The 14,315-nt window shown below is 40.5% G+C and carries 11 protein-coding genes; all 11 read left to right on the top strand.

Annotation, left to right across the window (positions count from 1 at the left end; translation table 11 throughout):
• The first annotated feature begins 181 nt into the window (after positions 1 to 181).
• The 11 genes from OCV73_RS03175 (at position 182) to trxB (ending at position 14,222) form a co-directional block, all read left to right on the top strand.
• Entirely contained in the window at positions 182 to 1,030 is an 849-nt protein-coding gene (locus OCV73_RS03175) for a prephenate dehydratase (protein ID WP_147548966.1), read from the top strand.
• Positions 1,005 to 2,201: a pyridoxal phosphate-dependent aminotransferase gene (locus tag OCV73_RS03170; protein ID WP_147548964.1), complete on the top strand. Its 1,197-nt coding sequence runs from the start codon at positions 1,005 to 1,007 to the stop codon at positions 2,199 to 2,201. The genes OCV73_RS03175 and OCV73_RS03170 overlap by 26 nt, the downstream gene beginning before the upstream one ends.
• An 11-nt stretch (positions 2,202 to 2,212) precedes the next feature.
• Positions 2,213 to 3,277 carry a bifunctional 3-deoxy-7-phosphoheptulonate synthase/chorismate mutase type II gene (locus tag OCV73_RS03165; protein WP_147548962.1) on the top strand — a complete coding sequence of 355 codons (1,065 nt, stop codon included), beginning with the start codon at positions 2,213 to 2,215 and terminating at the stop codon, positions 3,275 to 3,277.
• An 11-nt stretch (positions 3,278 to 3,288) separates the two neighbouring features.
• Positions 3,289 to 4,062, top strand: coding sequence for a prephenate dehydrogenase/arogenate dehydrogenase family protein (locus OCV73_RS03160; RefSeq protein ID WP_147548960.1), 774 nt, complete (start codon positions 3,289 to 3,291; stop codon positions 4,060 to 4,062).
• Positions 4,063 to 4,552: 490 nt separating this feature from the next.
• The gene (gene dxs, locus OCV73_RS03155; RefSeq protein ID WP_147548956.1) at positions 4,553 to 6,487 is read left to right on the top strand and encodes a 1-deoxy-D-xylulose-5-phosphate synthase; all 1,935 of its coding nucleotides are present in this window, start codon (positions 4,553 to 4,555) and stop codon (positions 6,485 to 6,487) included.
• Between the two features lie 4 nt (positions 6,488 to 6,491).
• On the top strand, positions 6,492 to 7,826 hold the full coding sequence (gene trkA, locus OCV73_RS03150; protein ID WP_147548953.1) for a Trk system potassium transporter TrkA: 1,335 nt from the start codon (positions 6,492 to 6,494) through the stop codon (positions 7,824 to 7,826).
• A 12-nt stretch (positions 7,827 to 7,838) separates the two neighbouring features.
• Positions 7,839 to 9,299, top strand: a complete 1,461-nt coding sequence (locus OCV73_RS03145; protein ID WP_147548951.1) for a TrkH family potassium uptake protein — start codon at positions 7,839 to 7,841, stop codon at positions 9,297 to 9,299.
• A gap of 6 nt (positions 9,300 to 9,305) precedes the next feature.
• Positions 9,306 to 10,034 carry a hypothetical protein gene (locus OCV73_RS03140; RefSeq protein WP_147548949.1) on the top strand — a complete coding sequence of 243 codons (729 nt, stop codon included), beginning with the start codon at positions 9,306 to 9,308 and terminating at the stop codon, positions 10,032 to 10,034.
• Positions 10,035 to 10,168: 134 nt separating this feature from the next.
• Positions 10,169 to 12,631, top strand: coding sequence for an FtsK/SpoIIIE family DNA translocase (locus OCV73_RS03135; RefSeq protein ID WP_147548947.1), 2,463 nt, complete (start codon positions 10,169 to 10,171; stop codon positions 12,629 to 12,631).
• 11 nt (positions 12,632 to 12,642) lie between these two features.
• Positions 12,643 to 13,251: a LolA family protein gene (locus tag OCV73_RS03130; RefSeq protein WP_147548945.1), complete on the top strand. Its 609-nt coding sequence runs from the start codon at positions 12,643 to 12,645 to the stop codon at positions 13,249 to 13,251.
• A 23-nt stretch (positions 13,252 to 13,274) separates the two neighbouring features.
• Positions 13,275 to 14,222, top strand: coding sequence for a thioredoxin-disulfide reductase (trxB, locus tag OCV73_RS03125; RefSeq protein WP_147548943.1), 948 nt, complete (start codon positions 13,275 to 13,277; stop codon positions 14,220 to 14,222).
• Positions 14,223 to 14,315: the final 93 nt, after the last annotated feature.

Below are 14,315 nucleotides of genomic sequence, written 5' to 3'. Positions count from 1 at the left end.
GGATTTTTTATTTTAATACGATACGACAATGAACGTCAATCATACATTTTTCTTTTACGGCCTTTATTTTTTCTTTACTAAAAATGTAAGGTGGGTTGTTGCTGTTATAAATACGAATTTCAAATAAAAAGACAAATCCCACCTTTGCCAAAAGATGGGATTTTTATTTTATGACTATAAAATGGAAAAGAAAAGAATTGCTATACAAGGAGTAACAGGCTGTTATCATGAAGCTGCCGCACGTTCTTATTTTTATCAGGAAGAAATAGAAGCCGTTCCGTGCATGAGTTTTCCGGAGTTATTTGCAAAAATGAACGATGACTGCACTTTATTGGGAATCATGGCAATCGAAAATACGATTGCGGGTAGTTTATTACAAAACCACGAGTTATTACGTAAAAGTGAATTAAACATCATAGGTGAATATAAATTACGCATTTCCCATGTACTGGCTGCTCTTCCGGACGATACCCTGCAAACTGTCACAGAAGTGAATTCCCACCCTATCGCATTAATGCAATGTGAAGAATTCCTCAAAAGCAATCCGCACATGAAGATCGTAGAAAAGGACGACACAGCAGGAAGTGCAAAAGAAATATCGGAAAATTCACTAAAAGGACATGCAGCCATATGCGGAGAGCTCGCAGCACAAATTTACGGTCTAAACATCCTCGCAAGAGGGATCGAAACCAATAAACGGAATTTTACCCGTTTTCTGATTCTGGCAGACCGTTTTGCCGGAGAAGAATACACGGCCAGACATACTATAAACAAAGCATCTCTGGTTTTCAGTCTTCCCCATACACACGGCAGCCTGTCAAAAGTTCTTACTATCTTATCTTTTTATGATATCAATCTATCTAAGATACAGTCATTACCTATCATCGGAAGAGAATGGGAATACCGCTTCTACGTAGATGTAACCTTTGACAACTTTACCCGGTACAAACAATCTCTCGACGCAATAAGACCATTAACTAAAGACTTTAAAATACTTGGAGAATATGCAGAATGCACCCAAACTATCTGAAATAACCCCGGCAAACCGGGTAAACAACATCAGCGAATATTATTTCTCAAAAAAATTAAGAGAAATAGCTGAAATGAATGCCAACGGAAAACAGGTAATAAGCCTGGGCATCGGCGGACCGGACCGGCCGCCTCACGCCGACACCATAGAAACCTTATGCCGGGAAAGCCGACGGGACGACACTCATGTATACCAGCCTTATGTCGGTATTCCCGAATTGAGGCAGGCATTTGCAGAATGGTATAAAAAATGGTATAGAGTAACATTAAACCCTAAAACAGAAATTCAACCTTTGATAGGCTCGAAAGAAGGTATCTTGCATATTTCTCTGGCATTTCTTAACCCGGGGGACGGAGTTCTCGTTCCTAATCCAGGCTATCCTACTTACTGTTCGGTAAGCCGTCTCGCCGAAGCGGATATTTACACATATGACCTTCAGGAAGAAAACGGATGGATGCCTGATTTCGAAGCGCTTGAAAAAATGCCTCTCGAAAAAATAAAACTTATGTGGGTAAATTATCCTCATATGCCTACCGGAACCTGTGCGACTATCGAATTATTCACCCGTCTGGTAGAATTCGGGAAACGCCACAAAATTATAATTGTGAATGACAATCCGTACAGTTTTATCTTAAACGATAATCCGTTGAGCATCCTCGAAATTGCAGGAGCCAAAGAAATATGCATAGAGATGAATTCATTGAGCAAATCCCATAATATGAGCGGATGGCGCATCGGTATGCTGGCTTCGAACTCCCAATTCATCGAATGGATATTACGGGTAAAAAGTAATATCGATTCAGGAATGTTCCGTCCGCTACAATCGGCAGCCGTAACAGCTTTACATTGCGGTAAAGACTGGTATGATTCCCTCAACCGCCAATATGCGTCACGACGTTTGGTTGCCGAAAAAATCATGAATGCTCTCGGATGCACATTCGATTCTGGACAAAAAGGTCTTTTCCTGTGGGGCAAAGTTCCCGATACCGCAAATAGCGGGGAAGCATTGGCAGACCGGGTTTTATACGATGCTAATGTATTTATCACTCCCGGTTTTATTTTCGGCAGCCAAGGAGACCGCTATATAAGAATCTCTTTATGTGCAACTGAGGATGTCCTGGAAAAAGCACTTCAACGTATAAAGACATTAAATTTTAAAGAAAATAAATAAAATATATCCCAATGAAAGATTTAGAACCTATCCTGCTTCCCGGTATAGAAGCGAAAAGACCATTAATCATAGCCGGTCCTTGCAGCGCAGAGACAGAAGAACAAGTAATGAGAACAGCCAAAGAGCTGGCCTCACAAGGAATAAAAATATTTCGTGCAGGAATATGGAAACCCCGTACAAAACCCGGAGGATTCGAAGGGGTCGGGGTAGAAGGACTTACCTGGTTAAAACGCGTAAAAGAAGAGACAGAGATGTACATCTCTACCGAAGTTGCCACAGAACGCCACGTATTCGAAGCATTGAAACATGGTATTGACATGCTATGGATAGGAGCCCGTACTGCCGCCAATCCCTTTGCCGTACAAGAAATAGCCGATGCTCTTAAAGGCGTGGATATTCCCGTTCTTATCAAGAATCCTGTAAATCCCGATCTGGAATTATGGATAGGGGCTGTCGAACGTATTTATAACGCGGGAATACACAAACTCGGAGTTATCCACCGGGGATTCAGTACTTATGATAAGCAGATTTACCGTAATCAACCTCAATGGCACATACCGATTGAATTGAGAAGACGTATGCCAAATCTTCCTATTTACTGTGATCCCAGCCATATGGGTGGTAAAAGAGAATTGATAGCTCCTCTTTCTCAACAGGCCATGGACCTGGGATACGACGGTCTTATAGTGGAAACCCATTGCGAACCGGATTGCGCATGGAGTGATAAAAATCAGCAGATTACTCCCGATGTACTGAATTATATCTTACATATGCTGGTTATTCGTGACACCACACAAACCACTGAAAATCTGGCAGAATTACGCAGCCAGATAGATATTCTGGATAACCAGCTCCTGGAACTTCTATCTAAACGTATGCGTATTTCCAGAGAAATAGGGCAATATAAAAAAGAACATAGCATGCCTGTATTACAAGCAACCCGATATGATGAGATATTGAGTAAACGTATCTCTCAAGCTATGGAACTGGGTATGGACGGAGAATTTATGAAACTGGTATTGCAGGCAATCCATGAAGAATCGGTACGTCAGCAAATCGAAATTATAAATAAATAGAAGCACAGGTCATGAAAATATTGATTTTAGGGGCCGGGAAAATGGGCTCGTTTTTTGCGGACGTACTAAGTTTTAAACATGAGGTCGCTATGTTCGACACCGATTTACAGAGACTGCGTTTTACATTCAATACTATACGTATGTCCCGTCCGGAAGAGATAACCGATTTCAAGCCTGAACTTGTTATTAACGCTGCTACCGTAAAATATACTATCGATGCTTTTAAAATGATATTACCATATTTATCCAAGAATTGTATATTATCGGATATCGCATCGGTAAAAACAGGATTACCGGAATTTTACAAACAAGCGGGGCATCCGTTCGTATCAACCCATCCCATGTTCGGACCCACATTTGCAAACCTGAGTGACTTGAGTACACAAAACACGATCATTATCACCGAAAGCGACCATCTGGGTAAAGTCTTTTTCAAAGACCTGTATAATGAATTGCATCTCAATATTTTCGAATATTCATTCAAAGAGCATGACGAAACGATAGCATACTCGCTATCCATTCCTTTCGCCTCTACGCTTGTGTTCGCAGCGGTCATGAAACACCAGGACGCTCCCGGAACTACCTTTAAAAAGCATATGTCTATCGCACGAGGACTTTCGTCGGAAGACGACTATTTATTATCCGAAATCCTGTTCAATCCGCATACTCCGGAACAATTGGAAAAAATAAGAACCGAATTATCCACTTTATTGGAAATAGTCAAAGAAAAAGACAATATAAAAATGACGCAATATCTGAAAAAATTCAGGGAAAACATCAAATAAATTTATAAGACAAAGGCGCTTTTAAAGCGCCTTTGTCTTATAAACACCCTACTTATCTTTATCATTATAAGCAATATCCGTAAAAACACTTTCCCAACAAACTGAAATATCATATCAAAGAATATACACATAACCCGTAAAAGAAAAACTTTAATTTTCGCAATTGTAAAACATTATCTATATTTGTAAGTTACAACAGACAGGAATTTTCCTGCCCGTAGTTATTTATAAATAACCGAAAATTAAAATGCGAAAATACAGTATATTCAGATTGTTATGCGTTGTATTATTATGGGTATTCCTATGTTTCTTATTAATCAGAGGACGAGGAATAAACGGTCAGGTAATATTTACTATCATAGCATCGGGTATTATTATTTTTATCCCCATATATAAAAAAATAAACCGTGAAAAGGATAAGAAATAACTTTCTTAGACCAATTTGGATTTAACCGTACCGAATATTTTATTTTGCTCATATATATCAGATATGACGGATACAAAAAAAACAAATATATTATCCACTCTGGATTCTCCCGAAGATCTTCGTAAACTCGACATAGATCAGCTACCTCAAGTTTGCAACGAACTCCGCTCCTTTATCATAGATTCTTTATCAAAGAATCCGGGACATTTCGCTTCCAGTATGGGTGCAGTGGAATTAACCGTCGCTTTACATTACGTATTCAATACTCCGTACGACAGGATCGTATGGGACGTCGGCCACCAAGCTTACGGTCACAAAATATTAACGGGAAGACGTGACCTTTTTCATACCAACCGAAAATTAAACGGCCTTAGCGGTTTTCCTCTCCCTTCGGAAAGTGAATACGATGCGTTCGTAGCCGGACACGCATCCAATTCTATTTCTGCCGCTTTGGGAATGGCGACTGCTACCCAATTACAAGATGAACAGCAACGGCAGGTTATTGCTGTTATAGGAGATGCTTCCATAGCCGGAGGTTTGGCATTCGAAGGTTTGAACAACGCCTCCATCATTCCCAACAACATGCTCATTATCCTCAACGACAACGATATGGCAATAGACCATAACGTGGGAGGATTAAATAATTATCTGGTAGATATCACAACCTCGAAAGGTTATAATAAATTGCGTTATGACGTTTACCGTACATTACGGCGTCTTAAGCTTATAGATGAAGCCCACAGAGGTACAATATTACGCTTTAACAATAGTCTTAAAGCCTTACTGAGTAAACAACAAAATATATTCGAAGGCTTAAACATACGTTACTTCGGACCTATAGACGGACATGATATAGGTTATATCATTCGTGTTCTGAACGATATTAAAGACATGACAGGTCCCAAGATACTACATTTATGCACGATAAAAGGAAAAGGTTACGAACCTGCCGAAAAAGAGGCGACTACATGGCATGCCCCGGGTAAATTCAATAAAGATACGGGAGAACGGGTAAAGTCGGACGAAAGTTCTCTTCCTCCCCGTTTTCAGGACGTATTCGGCAAAACACTGGTGGAGCTGGCCGATAAAAACGACAAAATAGTCGCCATAACTCCTGCCATGCCTACCGGGAGCTCCATGATATATATGATGGAAGCCCACCCTACCCGTTCCTTTGACGTAGGAATATCCGAAGAACATGCCGTTACATTCGCTGCCGGTCTGGCAAAAGAAGGACTTATCCCCTTTTGCAGCATTTATTCAACATTCCTGCAACGTGCTTTCGATCAGGTAATTCACGATGTCGCCATACAAAATCTTCCGGTAATTTTTTGTATCGACCGGGCCGGTCTTGTCGGGGAAGACGGCGTAACACATCATGGAAATTTCGACCTCAGCTATCTGCGTTGCATACCTAACATGAATATCGCGTCTCCGATGGACGAGCATTTTTTGCAACATTTAATGTACTCGGCGCAAAAAAAACTGTCGGGCCCTATTGCTATAAGATATCCCCGCGGACGCGGAAATATGACCGATTGGCATTGTACGCCTCAGTTACTGGAATATGGCAAAGGCCGCAAATTACGCGACGGCAATGATGTCGCCATACTTACATTAGGCCCTATAGGGACATCCGTCGCCCATGTTATTGAAAAAGCAAACCTGCAAGGAATCTCTGCGGCGCACTATGATATGATATTTTTAAAACCTATAGACGAAGATATCCTGCATGAGGTAGGGAAAAATTACAAACGGGTCATAACCGTCGAAGACGGTAGTATCAAAGGCGGTCTTGGAATGGCCGTCATAGAATTTATGAATGATAACGGATACATGGTCTCTGTAAAACGTATAGGTATTCCTGATGAATTTATCGGACACGGAACAGTTGACGAATTATATAAATTATGCGGAATGGACGAGGACAGTATATTAAACACAATATTGAGCATTGTTCCTCAAAAACAAACACAGTTGTTGCACACGATACAATAATAAAATGAAAATAATAATTGCGGGAGCCGGAGAAGTTGGAACCCACCTTGCCAAAATGCTCTCAAGAGAAGCACAGGACATCATATTAATTGACACCGATGATGAGAAACTTCAGGAACTGGATTCTCGTTATAACCTCATGACCATAATAGGCAGTCCGACTTCTTTCCACGTGCAAAAACAGGCAGATGTAGAACATACCGATCTTTTCATTGCAGTAACCCCGTTCGAAACACGAAATATTACGGCATGTGCCATAGCATCCAGCTTAGGAGCCCGAAAAACAGTTGCACGCATAGATAATTACGAATACCTGAAACCGGGTAATAAAGAATTTTTCAAAAAAATGGGTGTCGACGAACTTATCTATCCGGAAATGCTAGCTGCCCATGAAGTGAGTACTGCTTTACGAAGAAACTGGGTACGTAACTGGTTCGAACTTTGTAACGGCGAGCTCATTGTGGTAGGGGTACGGCTTAGAGATACAGCAATGATACTCAATAAAAAACTGTTTGAACTGACCAATGCGGACAGTTATTTTCACATAGCTGCCATAAAACGGAAACACGAGACCATAATTCCCCGGGGTAACGACGAATTGAAATTAGGAGATATCGTTTATTTTACGACTACGCCTGATCATATTAAAGACATTCGCATACTGACCGGAAAACAAGAAATAGATATCAAGAAAGTAATGATCATGGGAGGCAGCCGTATTGCCGTACGCATTGCAGCCTGTACCCCTAACGATATAAAAATCAAACTCATTGAAATAGACCGTAAAAAAAGTTACAAACTCGTGGAAAAAATGGATGATACCATTATCATACAAGGTGACGGACGAGATACGGAACTTTTAAAAGAAGAAGGGATAAAAGATGTAGATGCATTCATAGCACTGACGGACAGCTCGGAAACGAACATATTAGCGTGCCTTACCGCTAAGGAGTTCGGTGTACGCAAAACGATTGCCGAAGTCGAAAACATACAATTCATTTCCACTGCAGAAGGATTAAATATAGGTACTATTATCAACAAAAAATTGTTGGCCGCCAGCCGTATTTTCCAATTGTTATTGGCTGAAGATTCTTCAAATGCCAAATGTATGGCTCTGGCAGATGCTGAAGTCGCGGAACTAGTAGCTAAAGAAGGTTCTAAAATAACAAAAGCTCCTATTAAAGAACTATCTTTACCAAAAGATCTCACTATCGGTGGTCTTATACGGGAAGGAAAAGGAATGATCGTAACCGGTAATACTCATATACAGCCGAATGACCATGTAGTCGTCTTTTGCCTGGATACTGCTATTCAAAAAATAGAGAAACTGTTTTATTAAAAAAAAAATGAAATGGCAGAAATAAATTATCGTCTGTTATTAAAAATTATCGGCTTGCTACTATTTGTAGAAGCTTTTTTTATGCTGATACCTTTAGTAACTTCACTTTTATACGGAGGAAGCGACTTTATGCCGTTTCTTTATACCTTACTTATTACCTCAGGATGTGCTGGAATCATGGTATTATGCGGAAAAAATGCATCCAACCATGTAGGAAAACGGGAAGGATTTCTCTTAGTATCGGTCACTTGGCTATTCTTTTCATTTTTCGGAATGCTGCCCTTTATTTTCTCAGGATACGCACCACGTATTGTCGATGCTTTTTTTGAAACCATGTCGGGATTTACAACTACCGGAGCTACAGTCCTGGAGAACATAAATATCCTGCCACACGGTATTAATATCTGGCGGTGTCTCATACAATGGCTGGGAGGTATGGGAATTATCCTTTTCACACTTGCCGTTCTTCCTATGCTTAATTCCGGAGGAGGAATCCAATTATTTAATGCCGAGGTGACCGGTGTTACTCACGATAAACTTAGTCCCCGTATCAGTCAAACGGCAAAGAAACTATGGGTGGTTTACTGTACTATTACTGCCGTATTAGTAATTTTGCTGTTTATGGGGCCCATGAACTTATTCGAAGCCGTTTGTCACGCTATGAGTACTATGGGAACTGGAGGATTTTCCACCCGGCAGGAAAGTATTATTTACTGGAATTCTTCTTATACCGAATATGTTATAGCGATATTTATGATTATTGCCGGAATCAATTTCTCACTGGTATACCGCGCGGTAAAAGGCGATTATTCCAAACTCATCCACAGCGAAGAGTTACGCTGGTTCCTGATTATGGTAATAGGAGCTATTATCGTCATCATGACGGGATTATACATTACCGGTCAATGGGAAGGATTCGAGAAAACATTCCGTATGACTTTTTTCCAGGTTTCTTCTATTATCTCTACTACGGGGTTTTCCACGGCCGATTATACAGTCTGGGGACCTTTCTTCTGTGTTATTATCCTTATACTCATGTTTTTCGGAGCATGCGCCGGTTCTACCAGCGGCGGGGCAAAGATAGACCGCATGGTTATCTTAATCAAAAATATCAAGAATGAATTTTACCGGGCTATACATCCTAATGCCGTTGTCCCTATACGGGTAAATAGCAAACTGATATCACACGAGCTGGTTACAAAAACAATGGCTTTTCTTATTGTATACATGTTCGTGATAGTAGCCAGTACGGTCTCGCTTACTGCATTAGGTCTCAGTATGGACGAATCGTTCGGGGCGGCTCTTTCCTGCATAAGCAATGTCGGCCCAGGACTTGAAGCAAGCGGACCGGCCGGAGATTATTCCCATATACCCGAATCCGGCAAATGGATATTATCCTTTGTGATGTTTATCGGACGTTTGGAGCTATTTACCGTCCTTATTTTATTTACTAAATATTTTTGGAAAAAATAATAAATAATGAAACTATCTTCCCTATATAAAAAATTATTTACCGAGAACGGTTTTTTCTTGCCTTTAAATCCATATCTGGAAACAGCCCAACTGGACTACGAAGATGAAAAAATAATATCCCGCATTCATGACCGTATAGCTACCCTCATAATTACGGCTACTATATTCGATGAAACAGAGAAAGCTTCCCCCGGAGATTATCCGCATGAATTTGATTTTCTTCGAATGTTAAAAGGTTTACATACCGATGCCTTTACTACTCTTTGTTCGATATATGTAGGCGCAGGCATCCTATTCCAACATGCGACCGGAACAAGCGAACAAAAGGCAGTTGATTACTGGAAAAATAAATTCCCATTGAGTGAAGAAGAAATAAAAACACTTCAAAAATTATCGGGACAGGAAATTTTTACTCTTTGTAATTTTCTTCTTCAGCCACAATATACCTTACGGATTTCAGGAAACGCCGGACATCCGGTCTTGTTCCAGTTCACCGATATTGAATTGGAAAACATGCTTAATTACAACGGTACTGTTCTGGCTGCAAATAATGGATATATCCGCTCTAAATATTATCTTCATTTATCTATAGTGCATGTATTAGACTATTTAAATATTCTGAACAAATATCTGTGCGAAAGTAATGAGCAGGAAGAACTGCAACGAGAATGTATATTAGAAGAAGGGTTAATACAAAAATTCCATTCCATAAAAGAAGAATATACCGGAACATAAAATCGGATTCGTCTTTTAAAACCATAATCTGTTCGCAGATATGAAAAAATAAAAAAGAATGCTCATGATTGTTTCTGTTCTCACCAAACTTTTTTATTATTTTTGTAAGCGAATCAACTCTTTACTTGAATATCATGGCAGCAAAAAAGGATGCAAATCCCAAAGATACACCCCAAACAGGATTTTTTAGCAGCATACGAGCTTTTTTACGAAACGAACGCATACACTTTATAACAGGCATTTTTTTCGTACTATTCGCTGCATATACATTTATTTCTTTTCTTTCTTTTTTCTATACAGGAACTGTAGATCAAAGTAAAATAGAAAATTTACCTGTAGTAGAACTCAGCCGTATCGAAAATGAAATACTTAATTGGGGAGGAGCTTTCGGAGCCTATCTGTCCGACCTGTTCATTAACCGATGGATAGGGATATCTTCTTTTGTCGTAAGTTTATGGCTGGCAGTCATAGGGCTTAAACTCATGCAGGTAAATCGCTGCAACCTGCCTAAACTTACCTTATATTGCAGCCTGACTATCATCATATCTTCTCTGTTCTTCGGCTATTTCTTTATAGACAATTATAACGACAGCTTCTTATTTCTGGGAGGATATCATGGGTATTATGCAACTCTGTTTCTGGAGCACAACATAGGAGAAGTAGGAACACCTCTCCTGATCATGGCGCTGACTCTCTTTTTTCTTATAATTATCAGCAAAAAAACGATTGATATTATTCGCCGTATATTTACCTTGAAAATTTCTTCAAAGAAAACCATAAAGCCTATCTTAAATGAGCCTGTAACCGATCCGGTTCCTGAAAAAAATATCGCTCAAGCAGAGCAAAAGAATAACGTTACCAAAAAAGAAATTAAAGAATATGCCGCCCATACTCCATCGCCGGAACTCACTTTCGACGATGAAGAAGCACCGTATTCGGACGATACAGAAGATGAAATACCATTCGAAGTATCTACTGGGGAAACAGATGGTAATGATATACCTGCACCACCTTTAAAAGAACTGACTATAGCCGGAGAAAACGGATTTACTATCGCGCAAGGAACCGAGGAACTGACCGACAATAACGCACCTTTGGAAAACTACGATCCTACGCGCGATCTATCCCACTATAAGGCGCCGGGATTTGATCTGTTGAATAAATACGAATCGTCATCGGAGATTAATCAAGAAGAACTGATCGCCAATAAAAAACGCATTACGGAAACTTTGGAAAACTACGGAATACATATCGTTTCGATAAAAGCGACCGTAGGCCCCACCATCACATTATACGAAATCGTTCCGGAAGCCGGTATAAGGATTGCAAAAATAAAGAACCTGGAAGACGATATAGCCATGAGCCTGTCTGCACTCGGAATACGTATCATCGCTCCTATCCCCGGTAAAGGCACCATCGGTATAGAAGTTCCGAACAATGTACCGCAAACGGTTTCCATGTATTCTATCATAGCATCCAGAAAATTCCAGGAATGTAACTATGAGCTACCTATTGCGTTGGGAAAAACCATCACGAACGACGTATATGTGGCAGATCTGTGCAAGATGCCACACGTACTGGTGGCAGGTGCTACAGGCCAGGGAAAATCGGTAGGACTGAATGCCATCATATCGTCTTTGCTGTACAAAAAGCATCCGTCCCAACTCAAATTTGTATTGGTAGATCCCAAGAAAGTGGAATTTAGCCTGTATTCTGCTATTGAACGGCATTTTCTGGCAAAATTGCCTGATACCGAAGATGCTATTATAACAGATGTCACCAAAGTGGTACAAACGCTCAGTTCTATTACCAAAGAGATGGACGACCGCTATGACCTGCTAAAAAAGGCGCGTGTACGTACTATCAAAGAATATAACACGAAATTTATTAACCGGGGACTTAATCCGAACAACGGTCATCATTATATGCCGTATATAGTAGTCATTATCGATGAGTTCAGCGACCTCATCATGACAGCCGGAAAAGAGGTGGAAGCACCTATCATACGTATAGCACAACTGGCGCGTGCCGTAGGTATACATATGATTATAGCGACACAAAGACCTTCGACTAATGTGATTACCGGTATTATTAAAGCAAACTTCCCGACCCGTATCGCATTCCGTGTCATGTCCATGATAGATTCCCGCACTATTCTGGATTGTCCCGGAGCCAACCAACTCATCGGGCGGGGAGATATGCTTATATTCAAAGGCAGTGAACTGGAAAGGGTACAATGTGCGTTTATAGATACACCGGAAGTAGAAAGGCTTTGTGAATATATAAGCCAGCAACAAGGTTATCCTACCGCCTTCATGCTCCCTGAATATACAGGGGGTGACAGCGAAGGCGGTGCTATAGATTTTTCCGAAACGAGAGAGAGAGACCCCTTGTTCGACGAAGCGGCACGCATGATAGTCGTTTCACAACAAGCCTCTACATCTTCCCTGCAACGACGTTATTCCATAGGATACAACCGGGCAGGCAGGCTCATGGACCAATTGGAAGCAGCGGGTATCGTGGGACCGAGTGAAGGTGGTAAACCCAGACAGGTGCTGGTAATGGACATCATGCAACTGGAAAATAAACTTTCTTAATATTTAAAAAAATGAGACGAGCATATATATCTTTTTTATTGATTTTGCTGATATTACCTTTATCACATGCTCAAAATTCGCTATTAGATAAAGTAAAATCGAAATACGAATCATCCAAAGGTATTTCGGCTGTTTTTACAATCATGCAGGAAGGAACCCAGGGAAAGATCGTCGGAGACATAAAAATGGCTGGCGAAAAATTCGTCCTGAACACCCCTGAAATAATCTCGTGGTATAACGGAAAAGAGATGTGGTCCTATATGTTTTCTACGCGAGAAGTAAATTTGAGCACTCCCAGCTTGTCAGAATTACAAAATATAAATCCTTACGCTATTATAAACGGATATAAAAAAGGATTTACCGAAAAAACGGGAACACCCAAAAACGGAAAACAAACCGTTACATTAATCCCTAAGAACAAACAGAGTGACTTTAAAAAAATAGTATTGATAATAGATTCCCAATTATTATATCCATTGTCTGTAACAATTTATGACAAAAACAATAAAGTGACGCAGATAGAAATTTCAAAATACAAAAGTGGCTTGAACTATCCTGACCGTACATTTGTTTTCGATAAGAAAAACTATCCCGATGCAGAACTGATAGACCTAAGATAATAACAACACAAAAGAGAGAAATCATGGAACAAAATGAAAGAGTCCGCTGTCTGATCATTGGTTCCGGGCCTGCCGGATATACAGCAGCTATATATGCCTCCCGTGCAAACCTGGCCCCTGTCCTTTATGAAGGTTTACAACCCGGAGGTCAACTTACAACAACGACAGATATAGAAAACTTCCCAGGTTATCCGGATGGTATATCTGGATTCGACATGATGGAAGATTTGAAAAAACAGGCTTCCCGCTTTGGTACAGATATACGTCGAGGAATCGCGACTGCTGCTGATTTCTCAAAAAAACCTTATCGTATTACCATAGAAGGAGAGAAGATAATTGAAGCAGATACGGTTATCATATCTACAGGTGCTTCTGCCAAGTATTTAGGGTTACCGGACGAAGATAAATATGCCGGCATGGGAGTTTCGGCCTGTGCTACCTGCGACGGTTTTTTCTACCGGAAAAAAGTAGTTGCAGTCGTTGGCGGAGGTGATACGGCATGCGAAGAAGCTATTTATCTTTCCCATTTGGCCAGTAAAGTTTATTTGATCGTACGCAAAAACTATTTGCGCGCATCGGAAATTATGCAAAAACGTGTCAAAGAAAACCATAATATAGAAATTCTTTTTGAAACACAGGCGGAAGGTTTATTCGGAAGTAACGGAGTAGAAGGTGTCCATCTGGTAAAAGGACTGGGGAGTAGCCACGAAGAACGTTTTAACCTGCCTATCGACGGTTTCTTCCTGGCAATAGGCCATAAACCTAACACGGATATTTTCAAAGACTTTTTGAAACTTGATGATAACGGATATATCATCACAAATCCTCATACCACAGAAACAAATATTCCCGGTGTTTTTGCCGCGGGAGACGTAGCCGATCCCATTTACCGGCAAGCCATCACGGCTGCTGCTTCGGGTTGTAAAGCGGCTATCGATGCGGAACGCTATTTAACAAATCAAAATTTATAATCTCATTATAGAAATCCCCCATATGCCGGAAACTTCAAATATGGGGGATTCTCATATTCCAGCATTTTGCCAGCCGATCTTCCTAATATTTAT

The organism is Barnesiella propionica (assembly GCF_025567045.1).
Classification (GTDB): domain Bacteria; phylum Bacteroidota; class Bacteroidia; order Bacteroidales; family Barnesiellaceae; genus Barnesiella_B; species Barnesiella_B propionica.
This window is presented reverse-complemented; position numbering and strand designations above follow the sequence as displayed.